Annotated in this window: 23 protein-coding genes; 7 read left to right on the top strand and 16 right to left on the bottom strand. The window is 68.2% G+C overall.

Annotated elements, in window-relative coordinates; all coding sequences use genetic code 11:
• Nucleotides 1-28 precede the first annotated feature (28 nt).
• The 11 genes from HCK00_RS02070 to HCK00_RS02020 all read right to left on the bottom strand — a co-directional run bounded on the left by HCK00_RS02070 (nt 29) and on the right by HCK00_RS02020 (nt 7,320).
• A complete protein-coding gene (locus HCK00_RS02070; protein WP_168099951.1) occupies nt 29-1,222 on the bottom strand; it encodes a tyrosine-type recombinase/integrase in 1,194 nt (397 codons plus the stop codon).
• On the bottom strand, nt 1,222-1,434 hold the full coding sequence (locus tag HCK00_RS02065; protein ID WP_168099950.1) for an excisionase family DNA-binding protein: 213 nt from the start codon (nt 1,432-1,434) through the stop codon (nt 1,222-1,224). The genes HCK00_RS02070 and HCK00_RS02065 overlap by 1 nt, the downstream gene beginning before the upstream one ends.
• On the bottom strand, nt 1,427-2,758 hold the full coding sequence (locus tag HCK00_RS02060; RefSeq protein ID WP_168100027.1) for a replication initiator: 1,332 nt from the start codon (nt 2,756-2,758) through the stop codon (nt 1,427-1,429). Before HCK00_RS02060 ends, HCK00_RS02065 begins: the two co-directional genes overlap by 8 nt.
• Before the next feature lie 155 nt (nt 2,759-2,913).
• On the bottom strand, nt 2,914-3,162 hold the full coding sequence (locus tag HCK00_RS02055) for a SpdD protein (RefSeq protein WP_168099949.1): 249 nt from the start codon (nt 3,160-3,162) through the stop codon (nt 2,914-2,916).
• 25 nt (nt 3,163-3,187) lie between these two features.
• Nucleotides 3,188-3,382, bottom strand: coding sequence for a hypothetical protein (locus tag HCK00_RS02050; protein ID WP_168099948.1), 195 nt, complete (start codon nt 3,380-3,382; stop codon nt 3,188-3,190).
• A gap of 24 nt (nt 3,383-3,406) precedes the next feature.
• A complete protein-coding gene (locus tag HCK00_RS02045; protein WP_168099947.1) occupies nt 3,407-3,598 on the bottom strand; it encodes a mobile element transfer protein in 192 nt (63 codons plus the stop codon).
• A 23-nt stretch (nt 3,599-3,621) separates the two neighbouring features.
• A complete protein-coding gene (locus HCK00_RS02040; protein ID WP_168100026.1) occupies nt 3,622-4,335 on the bottom strand; it encodes a DUF2637 domain-containing protein in 714 nt (237 codons plus the stop codon).
• 4 nt (nt 4,336-4,339) lie between these two features.
• Complete coding sequence (locus HCK00_RS02035) at nt 4,340-4,549, bottom strand: hypothetical protein (protein WP_168099946.1); 210 nt, start codon at nt 4,547-4,549, stop codon at nt 4,340-4,342.
• A gap of 92 nt (nt 4,550-4,641) precedes the next feature.
• Nucleotides 4,642-6,021 carry an FtsK/SpoIIIE domain-containing protein gene (locus HCK00_RS02030; RefSeq protein WP_168099945.1) on the bottom strand — a complete coding sequence of 460 codons (1,380 nt, stop codon included), beginning with the start codon at nt 6,019-6,021 and terminating at the stop codon, nt 4,642-4,644.
• A complete protein-coding gene (locus HCK00_RS02025) occupies nt 6,021-6,374 on the bottom strand; it encodes an SCO3933 family regulatory protein (RefSeq protein ID WP_168099944.1) in 354 nt (117 codons plus the stop codon). The genes HCK00_RS02030 and HCK00_RS02025 overlap by 1 nt, the downstream gene beginning before the upstream one ends.
• A 157-nt stretch (nt 6,375-6,531) precedes the next feature.
• Nucleotides 6,532-7,320, bottom strand: coding sequence for a GntR family transcriptional regulator (locus HCK00_RS02020; RefSeq protein WP_168099943.1), 789 nt, complete (start codon nt 7,318-7,320; stop codon nt 6,532-6,534).
• A gap of 108 nt (nt 7,321-7,428) precedes the next feature.
• Between HCK00_RS02020 and HCK00_RS27190 the strand changes: the two genes are divergently transcribed.
• From HCK00_RS27190 to HCK00_RS02005, 4 genes are read left to right on the top strand one after another with little or no spacing between them, the layout of a single operon-like run.
• Nucleotides 7,429-7,836, top strand: a complete 408-nt coding sequence (locus HCK00_RS27190) for an NUDIX hydrolase (protein ID WP_168100025.1) — start codon at nt 7,429-7,431, stop codon at nt 7,834-7,836.
• A gap of 45 nt (nt 7,837-7,881) precedes the next feature.
• Nucleotides 7,882-8,337 (top strand): ATP-binding protein, encoded by a 456-nt coding sequence (locus HCK00_RS02010; protein WP_168099942.1) that lies wholly within the window; start codon nt 7,882-7,884, stop codon nt 8,335-8,337.
• Nucleotides 8,331-8,459 carry a hypothetical protein gene (locus tag HCK00_RS28095; RefSeq protein WP_277348153.1) on the top strand — a complete coding sequence of 43 codons (129 nt, stop codon included), beginning with the start codon at nt 8,331-8,333 and terminating at the stop codon, nt 8,457-8,459. Before HCK00_RS02010 ends, HCK00_RS28095 begins: the two co-directional genes overlap by 7 nt.
• Nucleotides 8,456-8,839 (top strand): hypothetical protein, encoded by a 384-nt coding sequence (locus HCK00_RS02005; protein WP_168099941.1) that lies wholly within the window; start codon nt 8,456-8,458, stop codon nt 8,837-8,839. The genes HCK00_RS28095 and HCK00_RS02005 overlap by 4 nt, the downstream gene beginning before the upstream one ends.
• Nucleotides 8,840-9,427: 588 nt before the next feature.
• Here HCK00_RS02005 and HCK00_RS02000 read toward each other — a convergent pair.
• The 3 genes from HCK00_RS02000 to HCK00_RS01990 form a co-directional block, all read right to left on the bottom strand.
• The gene (locus HCK00_RS02000; RefSeq protein ID WP_168099940.1) at nt 9,428-10,060 is read right to left on the bottom strand and encodes a hypothetical protein; all 633 of its coding nucleotides are present in this window, start codon (nt 10,058-10,060) and stop codon (nt 9,428-9,430) included.
• Nucleotides 10,061-10,068: 8 nt separating this feature from the next.
• Nucleotides 10,069-10,677: a hypothetical protein gene (locus HCK00_RS01995; protein ID WP_168099939.1), complete on the bottom strand. Its 609-nt coding sequence runs from the start codon at nt 10,675-10,677 to the stop codon at nt 10,069-10,071.
• Nucleotides 10,678-10,892: 215 nt separating this feature from the next.
• Nucleotides 10,893-11,435: a hypothetical protein gene (locus HCK00_RS01990; protein ID WP_168099938.1), complete on the bottom strand. Its 543-nt coding sequence runs from the start codon at nt 11,433-11,435 to the stop codon at nt 10,893-10,895.
• 842 nt (nt 11,436-12,277) lie between these two features.
• On the opposite strand from HCK00_RS01990, the gene HCK00_RS01985 reads away from it, so the two are divergent.
• Together HCK00_RS01985 and HCK00_RS01980 are read left to right on the top strand one after the other, a co-directional pair.
• Nucleotides 12,278-12,625, top strand: a complete 348-nt coding sequence (locus HCK00_RS01985; RefSeq protein WP_168099937.1) for an ArsR/SmtB family transcription factor — start codon at nt 12,278-12,280, stop codon at nt 12,623-12,625.
• Between the two features lie 4 nt (nt 12,626-12,629).
• A complete protein-coding gene (locus tag HCK00_RS01980) occupies nt 12,630-13,067 on the top strand; it encodes an SRPBCC family protein (RefSeq protein ID WP_168099936.1) in 438 nt (145 codons plus the stop codon).
• 118 nt (nt 13,068-13,185) lie between these two features.
• Here the strand turns inward: HCK00_RS01980 and HCK00_RS01975 are convergent, their stop codons facing one another.
• Together HCK00_RS01975 and HCK00_RS01970 are read right to left on the bottom strand one after the other, a co-directional pair.
• A complete protein-coding gene (locus HCK00_RS01975; protein ID WP_168099935.1) occupies nt 13,186-13,509 on the bottom strand; it encodes a helix-turn-helix domain-containing protein in 324 nt (107 codons plus the stop codon).
• Entirely contained in the window at nt 13,509-13,877 is a 369-nt protein-coding gene (locus HCK00_RS01970) for a type II toxin-antitoxin system RelE/ParE family toxin (protein WP_168099934.1), read from the bottom strand. The genes HCK00_RS01975 and HCK00_RS01970 overlap by 1 nt, the downstream gene beginning before the upstream one ends.
• A 390-nt stretch (nt 13,878-14,267) precedes the next feature.
• Here HCK00_RS01970 and HCK00_RS28610 point away from each other — a divergent pair, with 390 nt between their 5' ends.
• Nucleotides 14,268-14,480 (top strand): hypothetical protein, encoded by a 213-nt coding sequence (locus HCK00_RS28610; protein WP_240965150.1) that lies wholly within the window; start codon nt 14,268-14,270, stop codon nt 14,478-14,480.
• Nucleotides 14,481-14,504: the final 24 nt, after the last annotated feature.

The raw sequence follows: 14,504 nt of genomic DNA, 5'->3' as shown, positions 1-14,504 counted from the left end.
ACAAAGGCCCAGGTCAGCGACCTGGGCCTTATCTGTGGTCCAGACCACGCCAGGCGTCTTGCACCAGATCCGCACCAGAAGGCCCCGCGTCGGCCTTCCCGGCGGACTTCCGGCGCTCGGTGCGCACCAGCTCGTCCAGCCCCGTGGCGACCTCCTGCTGTCGCCCGAGGTCCGAGTGCTGGTAGATCAGCGCGGCCCGCTCCGAGGACTGGCCGGCCCGGACCATCGTGTCCTTGAGCGTCGCCCCCGAGCGGGTGGCGAGGGTGTGCCCGGTGTGCCGGAGGTCATAGAAGCGGAAGCCCTCCGGCAGCCCGACAGCGGCCCGCGCCCGGCGCCACTTCCGGCCGAACGTCGAGCGCCGGAACGGCTTGCCCTTCTCTCCCACGAACAGCAGCCCGTCCGGGCCCTTCTCCGCGTACCAGTCCAGATGGCGCCGCAGCTCGGTGCGGAGGAAGGCCGGGAGCACGACGATGCGCCTGCCCGCCGCCGACTTGGTGTCGCCCACCGCCCGCCGTCCGGTGGTCAGCTCGGGCGCCGCCATGCGAACGGTCACGGTCAGGGCGTCCAGGTCGGCATCCTTCCGCCGCAGCTCGGCCTGTTCCTCCGGGCGCATCGGGCCGTAGGCGCCGAGGTAGACCATCAGCCGCCAGCGCGGTCCGACGGCGTTGGCGAGCGCGTCCACCTGGCCGACGGTGGCGATCCGCCGCTCGGCCGCCGACTCCTTGCCCGCGCCCTTGATACGGCACGGGTTCCGGCGGATGAGTTCGTCGTCAACCGCTGTTTCCATGATGGCCTTGAGCAGCCGGTATGCCTTGGCCACGGTCGTTGCGGCACCGGTCGTGGCCAGCCGTTCCGTCCGCCAGCTCCGGACCCGGGGCGGGGTGATCTCGTCCAGGTCCCGGCCCTCGAAGGCCGGCAGGATGTGGAGCCGGAGAAGCCGCCGGTACAGCTCCTCCGTGGTGGCCGACAGCCCGCGCTCAACGACCCATTGCAGCGCGTATTCCTTGAAGTTCACCGCGCCCGCGTCCGGGTCCTGCCAGTCCCCGCGGCTCAGGTCGGCCTCAATCTGCGAGAGCCAGATCTCGGCGTCCCGCTTGGTCGCGAACGTCTCGGGAGAGCGGAACTCCTGGCCGTCGAGGGCCCGGTAACCGGCGGTCCACCGGCCGGAACGGTACTGGCGGACGGACCCGAAGCGGCGGCGGCTCCCCTTGCTGTTGCCCATCAGGCAGCCCTCCCGTAGCGAGGACGGCGGCGCTGCATCGGCCGGACCGTGTTGGCGTCGATGAAGTCGGCCAACGCCGACTCGGGTATCCGGACGTGACGGCCGACCTTGACGAAGGTCACGCGCCGTTCGGCCACCAGGCGGCGGGGGAAGCGCTCGGTGGTGCCCAGCCACTCGGCAACCTCGGCCACGGACAGCAGGCGGTCAGTCATGGGTCGGTGCTCCTTCCGAACCGGGGGCGGGCGCGGGGGCGAGGGAGGCGGAGAGCCATTCCTCGGCGCGGGAGAGGCCGGTTCCGGCGAAGACCCAGTGCGCGAGGACGTACGTCGTCTCCGGCTCGATCTCGGCCCCGGCGGCGCCTGCTGCCATGTCGGCCGCTGCTGCTGCGGCTTGGGCGCGGCGCCAGGCGGCACGGGCGTCACGGAGGGCGCCGAGGGTGGTGGAGTAGGCGCGGGACTTGGTGGAGAAGTGGCCCCGGAAGCCGAGCATGTGGGCCCATGCCTGGAGCCGCAGATGGGCGAGTTTCCTGCGGGCGCCCAGGCGCCAGGCGGTGCGGATCAGGCGGCGGGCGTGGTCGCCGATGTCGAGGCCGGCCAGCTCGGCGACGAACTTCAACGGCCGGTCCAGAGCCCCGGTCGCAGTCTCGGCGCCCTTGGTGGCGTACTTGGCGATGTACGCGGCGACCGCGCGTTCGGTCAGCTCCCGGCCGCCGTCGAAGTCGGCGCCGCGGATCGTGCGGACGTCGAGCTGGCGGCCGAAGGTGAAGACGTGCGGGCGGCCGTCGAGGGTGGGGCCGTCCACGCGGACGGCAGTGGCGGCGGCCCGGATGGCGTCGGTCAGCAGCTCGGCCGTGGCCCAGGACGGGGGCGGGGTGTCACCGCCGCCGGGGCCGTCGAGGCGGATCACGGCATGGAAGTGGACGGCGCCGCGCTTCTGGTACTCGGCCACCTTGGCGAAGGACACCCGCGCGTGATCCTTCAGCGTGCGCTGTGTCAGGCCCGCGCGCTTGGCGACCTCCCGGCGCAGGTAGATGGAGAAGCGCCGCCACAGCGCCCCGGCGTGCGCGTTCCACAGCACGGCCGCCTCGTAGTCGTAGGCCGCCGGGTCCAGCGGGGTGCCGAGTACCGCGTCGTCCTGGCCGTGGAGCGCGCCGCAGCGGCAGCGGCGGACGGAACCGGCCGGGCCGGTGGGGCGGTTGTGGACGGGGCCGAAGCCGGGCGCGGTGAAGGTGGCGAAGACGCGCGGGTGCGCGGCCACGCGCTCGGGTACGCCCTTGCCGCCGCGCAGGCCGGAGGTGATCAGTTGGAAGGTGTCGCGCCGGTAGACCTCCGCGCAGGACGGGCAGCGCGTCACGCGGCGGTTGTTGCAGCGGACGAGGAGCTGGCCGGCGGGCAGGTCGGCGGAGTCCAGGCGGCGCAGGACGGCGCCGATCTCGCCGGTGCGGGTGTCGAGTTCGTGTTCGGTGCGGTGGCCGTCGAGGCGTATGGGCCGGGTGCAGCCGCCGAGGCCCGAGAGCTGCCGCAGCAGACCGGGCAGCGTGCCGTATGCCGCCAGGGTGCCGAGTTCGGCCAGCGGCGGCGGGGTGGTGCGGGGGATGATGGGTCTCTCCTTCTGGCGTCGGTCAGGAGGGGCAGTGCTCCCGGGGCGGCGGATGCTTGGCGGTATCAGGGCCGCCCCGGGAGTCGGCCGCGTCAGCGGCGGTGGTGGTCGCGGAGCAGGGAGCGCAGGACGACGGCCGCGACGGCCACCGACACGGCCGTGACAGCGACGGCGGCGAGCAGGGCCGTCAGCACCACACCGCCCGTGATCAGCGCGACGACGGCGCCGGTGGTGACGGAGACCGCCGGGGCGGCCGGGCGCGCGAGGGGCGCCGGGTCGGCCGGTACATGCCGGTGGGCGGGCGGCGGAGTGGGGTTGTCCGGGTACTGGGGCAGGAACATCGGAAGTCCTTTCACATCTACTCGTCTAGTCATGTGTGCCGTTGATGACGTCCACGCCGGAGCGCGTGCCGGACTCGATGGCGGGCGCCAGGAAGGTGTCCGAGAGCCAGAAGCCGAACAGCGCGATCAACACGACGAGCCAGAGCCGGACGCCGAGGAAGCGGATCGCGCCCCAGGCGATGAGGCCGAGCACCAGGACGAGGGGCAGGGAGACAGTCACGGGGGTTCGGGTCCCTTTCGGCGGTCAGCGGACGGGGCAGCGGTGGGTACGGGCCGCCAGCTCTGCGGCGGCGCGGCTGTCGTAGTCGGCGGAGAAGCCGCAGCGCGGCGCGGTGCACGCGGCGGTGTGCTTCTCGCGGCCCCGGCCGTCGTAGGCGGTGCCGACCTGGACGGGGCCGACGCGGGTGACGGAGCGGAAACGGCGGTTGGCGGGCATGGTGGTTCTCCTCTCGTGGGTGGTCAGAGACGGGCTGTGAGGGCTTCGGCCATCGGCGCGGGGACGCCGAGGCGGGCGCGGAGGGTCGGGGCGTCGATGGGGGTTCCGGTGCGGGTGCGGTGGTCGGCGGCGAGCTTGCGGGCGTGCTCGACGAGGGCGGCGGGGACGGGGACGGCGGGCGGTACGGGGTCCGGAGCGCGCTCCGGCTCCGGAACGGGGTCCGCCACGGGCGCGGGGTCGGGCTCCTGCTCCTGCTCGGGCGGGGCTGCCGGAGCCGCGTCCGGTGCCGGGGGCGGCGGGGCGGTCACCTGCTCGGCAACGTCCTCCCGCTCCGCCTCCACCACGTCCGCCGGTTCGGGTGCCGCTTCCTCCGCAGGCCCCGAGTGCGCCAGCAGCGTTCCGCCGAGGAAGGCCACGGCCGGCCATCCGGCGACGAGGATGCGGAGCCAGTCCGGGACGTCGTCCAGGTCGAGGAGCCCGGCCGTGGCGACGTTCGCTCCGAGGGAGGCGGCGAGCGCGATGACGAACCAGCACCACCCGGCCGCCCGGTCCCGCCCGGACCGCAGCCGCCGCCAGGCGGCCACGAGCAGCAGATCCACGGAGACCGGGTAGGCCCACGCCTTCCACCCGTCCTGTCCGGCCGCCGCCGCGAGGTCGTGCAGGTGCGCGAAGGACAACGCGGCGGCGATGACGGCTTGGACGAGTACGGCGTCAACACGGGCGAGGGAGCGGTGCATCACGTCAGCTCCCCGCGGCCTTGTCGGCGGCGGCCCGGGCGATGCGGGCGACCTCGGCCGCCTCGATGTCGCCGGGCATGCTGGCTGCGATCCGCTCCAGGAGATCCGCCTTCCGGGCCAGCAGCTCGGCCGACTCGGTGTTGTCGGTGCGGCGGCTGGCCCGCAGGTCGGTCAGGAAGGCGGCGATCTCCCGCGCGGTGGGTCGTTCGGACATCTGCGTTCACGTCCTCTCATCCGGTTTCCGGCATGGCAGGGGTAGGGACTTGGCGCGAGGCGGTCGCGCCGACCGAGGAGGGGAAGGGCCGGTCAGCCGGTCGCCGGCCGGGGCTTGACGGCCGGGGCCGACGCCCAGGGAGCCGACGGGACGGGGACGGCGGGCCGGAAGCGTTCGAGCCCGGGCAGGTGGGGCGCCAGGTCGGCCGACTCCCGGCAGATCCGGGCGGCATCACCGAGCGAGAGATACGGGGTGCGGATGCGGGACCAGCCGCCGGAGGTGTCCCCGGCCACGGCCAGCCCGGGCCGCTCCGGCGCGATGGCGCAGGCCGCCGAGACCGCTTCCGGGGCGATGTCCCCGAGCGCCATCTTGGCCGACGCCTCGTCGTTCACCCGGTGGCAGACGCGGCCGGAGAGCTGAGCGCGGAGCATGGTCGCGCCCTTGCCCAGCTCGGCGCCGAAGCGCTGCCCGCACACCTCCAGGTGGATCCCGGCGGCGCGGCCGAGCTGGGCGAGGCGGATCAACTGCGTGACCATCTCGTCCCGCCGCTCCTCGTCCTTCCGCGTGGCGACGAGGAACAGCTCGGCCACCTCGTCCACGAACAGCACGACCGGCACCGGCCGTTCGTCCTCCGGCAGCCCCCACACGTCCGAGGTGATGTCCTCCGCCGGGGTGTCCGGGGCGAGGCCCTGCCGCTTCTTGATCAGGTCGTATCGCTCCTCCATCAGCCGTATGAGGGCGGGCAGCAGCTCGGCCGCCTGCCCGGGGTCGGTGGCCAGGGCCGAGAGCCGGGGCGCGAAGGGGGCCAGCTCCACGCCCCGCTTGCAGTCGATCCCCACCAGCGCGACCGGTTGCCGGGCGAGCCCGGTGACCAAGTGCCGCAGGTACATGGACTTCCCCGACAGGGTGGCGCCGAGGACGAGTTCATGCGGCACGGCGCGGTAGTCGCGGACGAAGGCCGTGGCGTCCTCCCGCAGCGCGACCGGCGCCGACAGGAGACGGCCCCCGGCCCGGCCGGGCATCCGGACCTGCCGCAACACGTCGAAGCCGACGAGCCGCAGTTCGACCACCCCGGGCCGGACGGTGGTGACGTACACGGAGTGCACGCCCCAGGCGTGGCGGAGCCGTTCCGCCGAGGCCGCCACGTCCGCCGGTTCCTGACCCGGGGCGAGCCGCAGCCGGAGCCGCAGCCCGGTCGAGGTCGGCCGGAGCAGACCCCGGCGGGGCGGGACGGGCCTGACCTCCCGGCGAGTGGTGGCCCGGACCGCCAGGACCCGGAGCCGGGACGGCGGGACCGTCAGCCCGCACGCCTCCATGACCGAGGCGTAGGAGGTCAGCAGCCGCGCCGTGGACACCGGCAGGCCGACCGCCGACCAGTACACGGCCGGGTGCCGGGCCCGGGCGTAGGCGGCCCCGCCACCGAGTGCGGCGAGGGGGCCACCCACTTCCAGGAGCGTCGAGAGGTCCGCCATCAGGCCGACTCCCCCGCCGCCGGGAGCGTGCCCGGGACGACGGCCGTGGCGCGGAAGGCGATCCCGAACCGCTGCTGGCCGTTGAAGACGTTGTCCCACGGACGGCCCACCAGCCCCGGCAGCGAGACCGGCGCCCCGAGGACCAGCCCCTCCGCGATGCCGCTCTCCGGAACCGTCACCTTGACCAGCGAGGATTCGCCGTCCTCGATGTGCACGACGCCGACGGTCATCAGCGTCTCACCGGTCCTGGCGTCCTTGGCGACCTCGCCCGTGTTCCGGTCCCGGACCTTGGTCTCCGGGGCCTCGGTCAGCAGGATCGTCGCGCCGGAGGTCTCCACTCGGATGGTACGCACGGAACTTCCCCTATCTACTCGTCTAGACAAGATGCACGGTGACTCACCCCGGACCAGCCGGGGCAGGAACATCTTGGCATGGAACTTGCCCACTCGTCTATACGAGTAATCGTCACCGGGTGTACGAGTCCGGGGAGTTGGCCTCGCGCACCGTCCGTCAGGTGGCCGGAAGACGGTAGGAGAGGACGTACGCGTCCGCTGCCATGACGGTGTCGCAGACCTCCACCGCGCGCCCCTCGGTGTCGTAGGCGGTGCGGATGAGGTGGATCACCGGCACTCCGGCCGCCAGCCGCAGCGTGGCCACCTCGTCGGGCGAGGGCATCCGGGCCTTGATCTCCTCCTCGAAGTGGTCGAGGCGGTGCCCCAGCTCCTCAAGCCGCCGGTAGATCCCACCGGGACCCGGGTTGGGCTGGGCGATCGGGGTGTCCCGCGCGATGTCGAGCGGCAGATACGAGGTGGCGAACTCCACCGGCCGGCCGTCGAGCAGATACCGGCGGCGCCGCACGAGCACCCGCCGCACCGAGCCAAGCCGGGCGGAGACGTCCGGGGTCGCCCGCTCCTCCTTGACCTGGAGGCTGTCCACCTCCGGATGGCTGCCCACGGTGTCCGCCTCCACGAGGAACGCGGACTTCCCCTGCTCCCGATGACGCCGGGCGAACCGGTCGGAGGCCAGGCGGCGGACGGGCGGACGCGGCCGGACGAAGACGCCCCGCCCGTGCTCGGAGTGGACCAGGCCCTCACCCTGGAGGATTGAGAAAGAGTTGCGAACGGTCATACGGGAGACGCCGTAGTGCTCGACCAACTCGGCCTCCGACGGCAGCTTCTCGCCCTCCCGGAAACGCCCCTTGTCGATGGCCTCACGCAGTTGATCAGCGATTTGGCGGAAGACCGCGCGGTCGCTGGTCGGGTCGAGGGCGCCGAGGACGCCGGTGGAAAGAGGACTCACAGGTACTCCTTTAGGTATCTAGACGAGTGGCCGAGTTCTGTTGCTACGGTTGAGAGCCTAGTCAGCCGGAAAGGGCCGAGGAACGTGACTGCTGATCGCCCGCACTCCGTGAGCGTCGCCGGAGTGATCATTGACGACCAGGGCCGGGCCCTGATGATCAAGCGGCGCGACAACGGCCACTGGGAACCGCCGGGCGGCATCCTCGAACCGGAGGAGACCGTCCCCGAGGCCCTCCAGCGCGAAGTCCTCGAAGAGACCGGCATCAAGATCGAGCTTCCCGCGACCCTGACCGGCGTCTACAAGAACATGACGGGCCTGATCGTCTCCCTCGTGTTCCGCTGCCGGGCCGCCGACGGCGTGCCCACCACCGGTGACGAAACCCGCGCACTGCGCTGGGCAACCCGTGAGGAAGTCTCCGACCTGTCCGACGAGGCATACGCGATTCGCGTCCTGGACGCGATGGACGCGACAGCCCCGCCGGCCGTACGCGCCCACGACGGCGTGGAACTCGTCTAGCCGAAGCCCGCCCCACCGGCGGCCTACCAGCACGAAGGAACTTGTATGCACGAGTATACGAGCAGTCCGAGAGTCTGGGGACTGACTTGCCCAGGATTTCCCGAAGAGGTCAGCCGGGCCCGCCGCTGGACACGCGACATCCTCCGGGGCAACCCGTGCGCCGACGACGCCGAGCTGATCGTCAGCGAACTCAGCTCGAACGCCGTCCTCCACACCGCCAGCGGCCACCCCTGCGGCAGCTTCCACCTGGCCCTTGCCCTCTCGCCGCAGGTCCTCGCGCTCTCCGTCACCGACGCCGGTTCCACCACCTCCACCCCGAAGGCCGGCCACCCCGGAGACGACGCCGTACACGGCCGCGGACTGGCCATGGTCACCGCACTCGCCCACCGCCTCGTCATCCACGACACCCACGAGGGCCGCACCGTCACGGCGGAACTCTTCACCAGCCCACGCCACCCAGGCCGCCACGGAGAAGACCGCCGAGGAGAAGCCCTGTGCTGACCACGACTCTGACGGGCGCCTTACCCCCGACCACCCGAGAGTTCCCGGACCACCGACTCAACCTCACCGACGAGGACACCCGTTACGTCCTGGCGGCCTACCCGTCCGGGGTCCTCCGGTGAAGGCGACCACCCGTGCCGCCTACTGGTGCGAATGCTGGACGACCAGCGCCGAACACCCCAGCGGTCAGCCCCTACTCCTGGCCGCCTTCGACGCCACCTCAGCCCCGCAGGCCGTCCGCTGGATAGCGGTGGCCTTGCGGACCGTCGCGTCAGCCCTGGAACCACTCGAGTCCGCAGCCGCCTGGAACTGGCTCACCGAGGGCCGCACGACCACCACCAGAGCCCTGCTCGACGCCGAACCCTGCGCCCTGTCCGTCCACTGCAACGGCATACAGATCACCTGGACAGCCCGCCCCGTACTCATGCTCCCGCTCGCACACCGCCAAGACACCAACATCCCTACCTGCGCGGAGCAGTTCCGGCCCACCCTGCACGGGTGAGTTACAACCTTCTCTACGGGTTCAAGGCGGCTCGCTCCGCTCACCGCACGCGGCCCGACCCCCGGCCGGGCCTGCGCTCCTGTCTCCGCCCCGCTCCACCCCGGCCGGCGCCCGGCCCGCGCTCGCAGCGATCAGCCGCCAGACCTCAGAGACGGATGCCTCCGGCGGGGGCGCTCAGGCTCCGGGATAGACGGGGCGCCGTACGCGAGTGCCGGGGAGTTGGTGGCGTGCGTGGAGGGCTCCCATCCCGTCTGCCGTCGACCCAGGCAGAGCCGAGCAGACGCGGCCCCGGGCGTCCAGGTCCTTCGTACAGTGGCGCGCTCCACCTGGACGCCCGGGGCCGCGCCCGCTCCACGGTGTGTGGGTCGACGGCAGACGGGATGGGAGCAGGGGATGAGTGGTGGGCCGAGGCGGCGGGAGTCCACAGCAATAGATCCCCCCTCTAATTCTGAAAAGCGTGAGCGACGCGCGCATGACGCGATAATCAAAAGAATAAGGCGACTCCGATTGATCCTTCCGTGACCCCTAGGCGCAGAATGCACCATTTGGGCCGCAGAGCGGATAACTTGAGCCACGAAGAACAGAATATCAACGAAGGAGACTGGCCAGCGTTTCCTTAAGCTCCAAGTTGTCGCTTTCGTTGCGCCATTTCTGCCAAACTACCTTGAGGTCGCTAGATTCCATGATTTTCTTGCCTTGCGGCGCCACATCCGCGTTAGCGACAAGAAGCACGGGCTCGACCATTCCGCGAAATTTTCGCAGTTCTTCCTGCACGCGACTAATCGGGAAGGATTTTTTTTGCGTGTACTTAATTACCCCAAGGCAAAGGATGTTGAACGTCGGAGAATTAGGTAGCATCCGATATACGTAGAAATCATGACCTGGCTCCAACCCCTCAATGGCTACACGCGTTTCCCCCGTGGGATCAATATCCAACAGAACGGCCTCTAGCTGCGGAAATACTTGACGCTCGTAAGCAAGACCACTCACCCATGATCCAGCAGCCTCTTCTGGTCCACCAGATTCCGGAACCGGCTCCAGAGCACTAACGGGTAGTGTCACAGTTACATCGTCAACGCTGGAACCACTCACACCGGGAACGTGAACACGAACGACCGCTTGCGGCCCTCGCCCAGTGTCATAGGTTCGCTGAACAGTCCCTAGCAACATGTCAAGCCCCCATGGCACCTGCACTTCGGCGCCAGGCTCCGGAACATCCATGATTCTCCTCACCACGGTCGCTGACCACCAAGAAACCCGGCCAGATAGTCTCCCACCACAGCGTCCATCGCCACAGCCAGGCCATCCAAAGCGCGAGACCACCGCTTAATTACAGTCAAAGTAATCGGGTAAATATTGCGCTGCTGAAGCTTCAGAAATTCATCTTGATCATCGTGAGCGATTGCGTTACGGGCTATGTTTAGCGACTCAAGATCATCATTCCACTTAGCGGCCTTAATGTTAGCTCTCTTGAGCGCCGGCCACAGCGACAACCCTAGGTAGGAGAAATCGTTGCCAAGCGCCGCGGGTTGAGCGTTCCCCTTATCCAATTTACGCGCCCGCGACAAACCACTCCTGAGTACTACAGACAAGCCAGGATCGGTTTTGGAGATGGGATCACATAGCGCGTCGGAAGCTTCATCGTGCAAATCTCTCGCAAATCCCTGAAATTCTCCAGCCAGACGCAGCGTTATCGACCAGTTAAGCTGACTTGTCTGCCATCTTCTACCCGGCCCAGTGCCCCCAACGCTTGCGTGAACTGAAAATAATTCATCTATTCTTCTTTTTCTCGCGCCTGACCATCCCAAATACGCAGATGACGTCACGATCCCTCCCATTCGCCACTCCCCGCCGACCGCATTACGGTCGACAACGGATTGTAGCCTACACAGGTTCACAGTCCAGGCGTGAACTTACTCGTCTACGTCAGACGTAAAAAATCCGTGTGCAGCGCCTAGCATGCCTCCCACTTGACAAATTAAGGCAACTCAGAGACGCGCACGACTCTGCTGAGGCGCTTTGTCGACAAAGGTGGCAGAAACGCCCAGCAGTTCTACACGCCCTGCCCGCAGAGGGAAACCTTTTTCACCTCAGCCGGTTTGCTGGGTAGAGCAGATCCAGTGACTCGATCATTAAAACCCTGCACTTGATCCTTGCGGGAAAGAAAGATTGGGGAACGAACCCAAACACGCCCATTGCGGTCGGTAAAGGTGAGACTCTCAATCCTCCAGGTTGCGTCGCCCAGGAATGAATTATCTTTGGCGGTGGGCGAGATGATCAAATCGGCCGCATTGAACGCAATTTCCGTACACGGAGGGAGATTCCTGTCAGCCAGAAGCAGTCGATTATCCTCGACCGGACCGCTTACACGAATAACCACCTGAATGAGAGAGACGGGGTCCGGTGAGCGGTTCACGAGATGAATCTCCCTGGTCTTCCCGTATAAAGAGTTCTCCTCCCAGAATGTGACCCGAGATGCCTGGTCGCGAGCCTTCTGCACACTCTCATCCCGGGACTGCTCCAGCTGATCTTGAGCCACCCAGGCGCTGTAGTACGTCGCGATACCAGTGAAGATAAGACCACCGATAGCCGCCACGGCACCCACCACGGCGCCGATGTGCGCCCATGCAATACGACGCCACCGTCTCACCTCAGACTGTCTTTTTCTCGGACTCTTTACGGAATAGGGGCGTGGTTGTTGCCGGGCCATACGAACGCGGTCTCGCCGTTGAGAATTTCTCACTTTCGGTCTTCTCCTGCTCGTCTACCGCCCTGGTATTGCGTCGACCTGCACTCGGCATCTACCTAGAGATCGCGCATCGGCGACGATCTGTAGCGACCTCCGAAAGGCAAATATTCAGGTGCTCCTGAACGCGATGATGCTAACGATTCTAGAGCAGGCCGTCTCATTTTCCTTCTCATTCAATGCCGTTCACGGAAGATCAGAATGGACTGAATTCGGAGCCGTTGGCGGACCAGCCGCCCATGAACGCAGGTGAACGGCGCTGTACATACACCGGCCAGACACGTAGTCGGGGCGGCGCGCCGTCAGTCTTGGCCGCACCAGAAGCGCACCAGATAGGGTGGTCAGCCACGGTCAACGACGGCGATACCAGACCGCGCCGCACCGAGCATACAAGCACATAACCGCAGGTCAGAGGCTTTGCCGCACCGTTGAGACGGTGATTCCCAAGCTCAGAGCGCGAGTTCGATTCTCGTCACCCGCTCCACGACAAAGGCCCAGGTCAACGACCTGGGCTTTTTCTGTGGTCCAGACCAATTCAGGACCGCGTGCCACTCGCGTGCCAGTCGTATGCCACTAGGGCCTGTCCGCCCGATCGTGTTCGGGGGCGGGGGGTGGAGCCCGCACGGCGGCCAGCTGAGACGAATCCGTTTTATGCTGTTGCCGTTATATAACTGACGGAGCATGGTCAAGGTATGCCCCTGCCGTTCGATGTGCTGGCCGACCCCACACGGCGACGGATACTCGGGCTGCTGCTCGGCCGCCCCCGACTGGTGGGGGAGGTCGCCCACGAACTGGGGATGAGTCAGCCGCGGGTGTCCAAGCATTTCCGGGTGCTGCGTGAGGCCGGGCTGGTAACGGTCCGACCGGAAGCGCAGCGTCGCTGGTACGAGCTCCGCCCGGAGCCGTTGGCCGATCTCGACGCCTGGCTCGCGCCATATCGCCGACTGTGGACCGAACGCCTGGACGCATTGGAACGACACCTGGAAACGATGCCCGACGCCCCCGAGGAACGGCCGCGTCGGTCAACCGAGGAGCCGTGAAGTCATGAGCGCGACCAATGTCAGCACCTTCGACGGCCGGCCTGCCCTGCAGTTCGAACGTCATCTGAAGCACAGCCGCGACAAGGTCTGGCTTGCGGTCACCGATCCCCAGCAGCTGAGCCAGTGGTATCCGTTTCGGGTGACGGGGCTGGAGCCCAGGACCGACGGTCGCATGACCTTCGACGACGGCGAGGGCACGATCTACTCGGCCACCATCACCGACTTCGACCCGCCGCGGCTGTTCGCCTTCGACGAGCACGACCCGGGCGGTGAGGAGAGGGAGTTCGACGATCATCTCAGGTTCGAGCTGCGCGACGAAGGGGGCGGCTGCCTCCTGGTGTTCACCCACGTCATGGCCGATCCCGCGATCGCTGACGGTGCCTCCGGAGGCTGGCAGTCGTCCCTGGATCAGCTCGCGACGCAGCTCGACACAGCTGAATGACCGCCCGAAACAGCGGAGCCGCAGCCCGGGTGTTCATTGGCGAAGTGAGGTTCCCCCTGTCGGCCGGACAGGGGGAACCTCACGACGCCGTCCTCAGCGCGCCGGGCTGGGCTCGAGATCAGGCGGCGTGCGGAGTGAAGGTGACGCAGGAGTCACCCTCTTCGATGGTCACGTTAAGGGTGCCGTCAAGGGCCTTGGCCAGGCGTCGCAGCAGCGGGAGGGTGGGTACGGTGTCGCCGCCCTCCATCCGGGATACCTGCGGCTGCGTCATTCCGGCCCGGTCGGCCAGTTCGGCCTGGGACAGTCCAAGCTCGATCCGGCGGTCGTAGACCGCCTGTCCGAGATCACCGGCCAGCCGCGCGTCGACGTACTCCTGGTCGTACTCCACGACCTCACCCGCAAGCTGCCGGGCCCGGCGCGTCCTCCATGTGCTGTGGTTCATCAGCTCTCCTTGCGCCGATCGTAGGTGTGCTCGGCCCGGCCGTGCTCGGCCTCGCAGACCTTCTGGGCCTGATGCGCACGATCGACTTCCGCTGCCTCACGCATCTTCGTTTTGCGGAACACGGTCAGCAGAACGACGCGCTGCCCAGGGGCGAGCCAGTACGGGATGCGCACGGCGTCACCGTCCAGCTCGAAGCGCAGCTCACGCAGTTTGCCGCCCAGGTGGCGCGAATACGGTTCACCTAGCGTTGTCGGCTCGTCCAGAAGACGTTCCGTCTTGTCCTCCACTCGTCGGTAGAGGCGGAACGGAAGCAGATCCAGCCAATCCCGTACCTCGGGTTCGATTTCAATCTCCCACCGCTCCGTCATGCAATCAACGATATATACCTCCGATTACATAGAGCAAGCCGCCGCCGGTCCGCGACCGTCCGTGCCTCCCTCCTGCCGCGCCGCACCGCGCCGCGCCCGCGACCTGCGGCATGGCCGCGCCCGACCAGGAGGTTGCGGACCGAAGGTGCCCCGCGTGCCCGATGCATGCCCGATACGTGCCTGATGGGGGAGCGAACCGCGGTCAGCCACGAGTGGTGTCGCGGCCGCTAAATCGGATCGTTTCAGCAGGTAGGCGGCCGTTCTGCTGCTTCAGTGCCCGGCGATTCCCAAGCTCGGAGCGCGGGTTCGATTCCCGTCACCCGCTCCATGAAAAGGCCCCAGGGCAGTGACCGGGGGCTTCTTTGTTGTCTAGACCTCTTGCCGGACGACGTGCCCTGCGCTTGCCCTATTTCGGGGGCACGCCCGGAACGGGTCCTCCCGGCACTCGGCGGCGCCGAGCAAGTCCTGGCCGAGCGGTACGCCTCGGTGTTCTCCCTGTACGACATGGAGGAGCTGGGTTTGCTGCTCCACGTCGACGCCACCCTGGCCCTGCCGCCCTACACGAAGTGGATGCGCGGGATGGCCGATATCGAGCGTGGCTGACCGGACCGGCCGCCGTCGGCTGCC

Origin of the sequence: Streptomyces zingiberis, assembly GCF_012034935.1 — a bacterium.
In the GTDB taxonomy this organism is placed as follows: Bacteria; Actinomycetota; Actinomycetes; order Streptomycetales; family Streptomycetaceae; genus Streptomyces; species Streptomyces zingiberis.
This window is presented reverse-complemented; position numbering and strand designations above follow the sequence as displayed.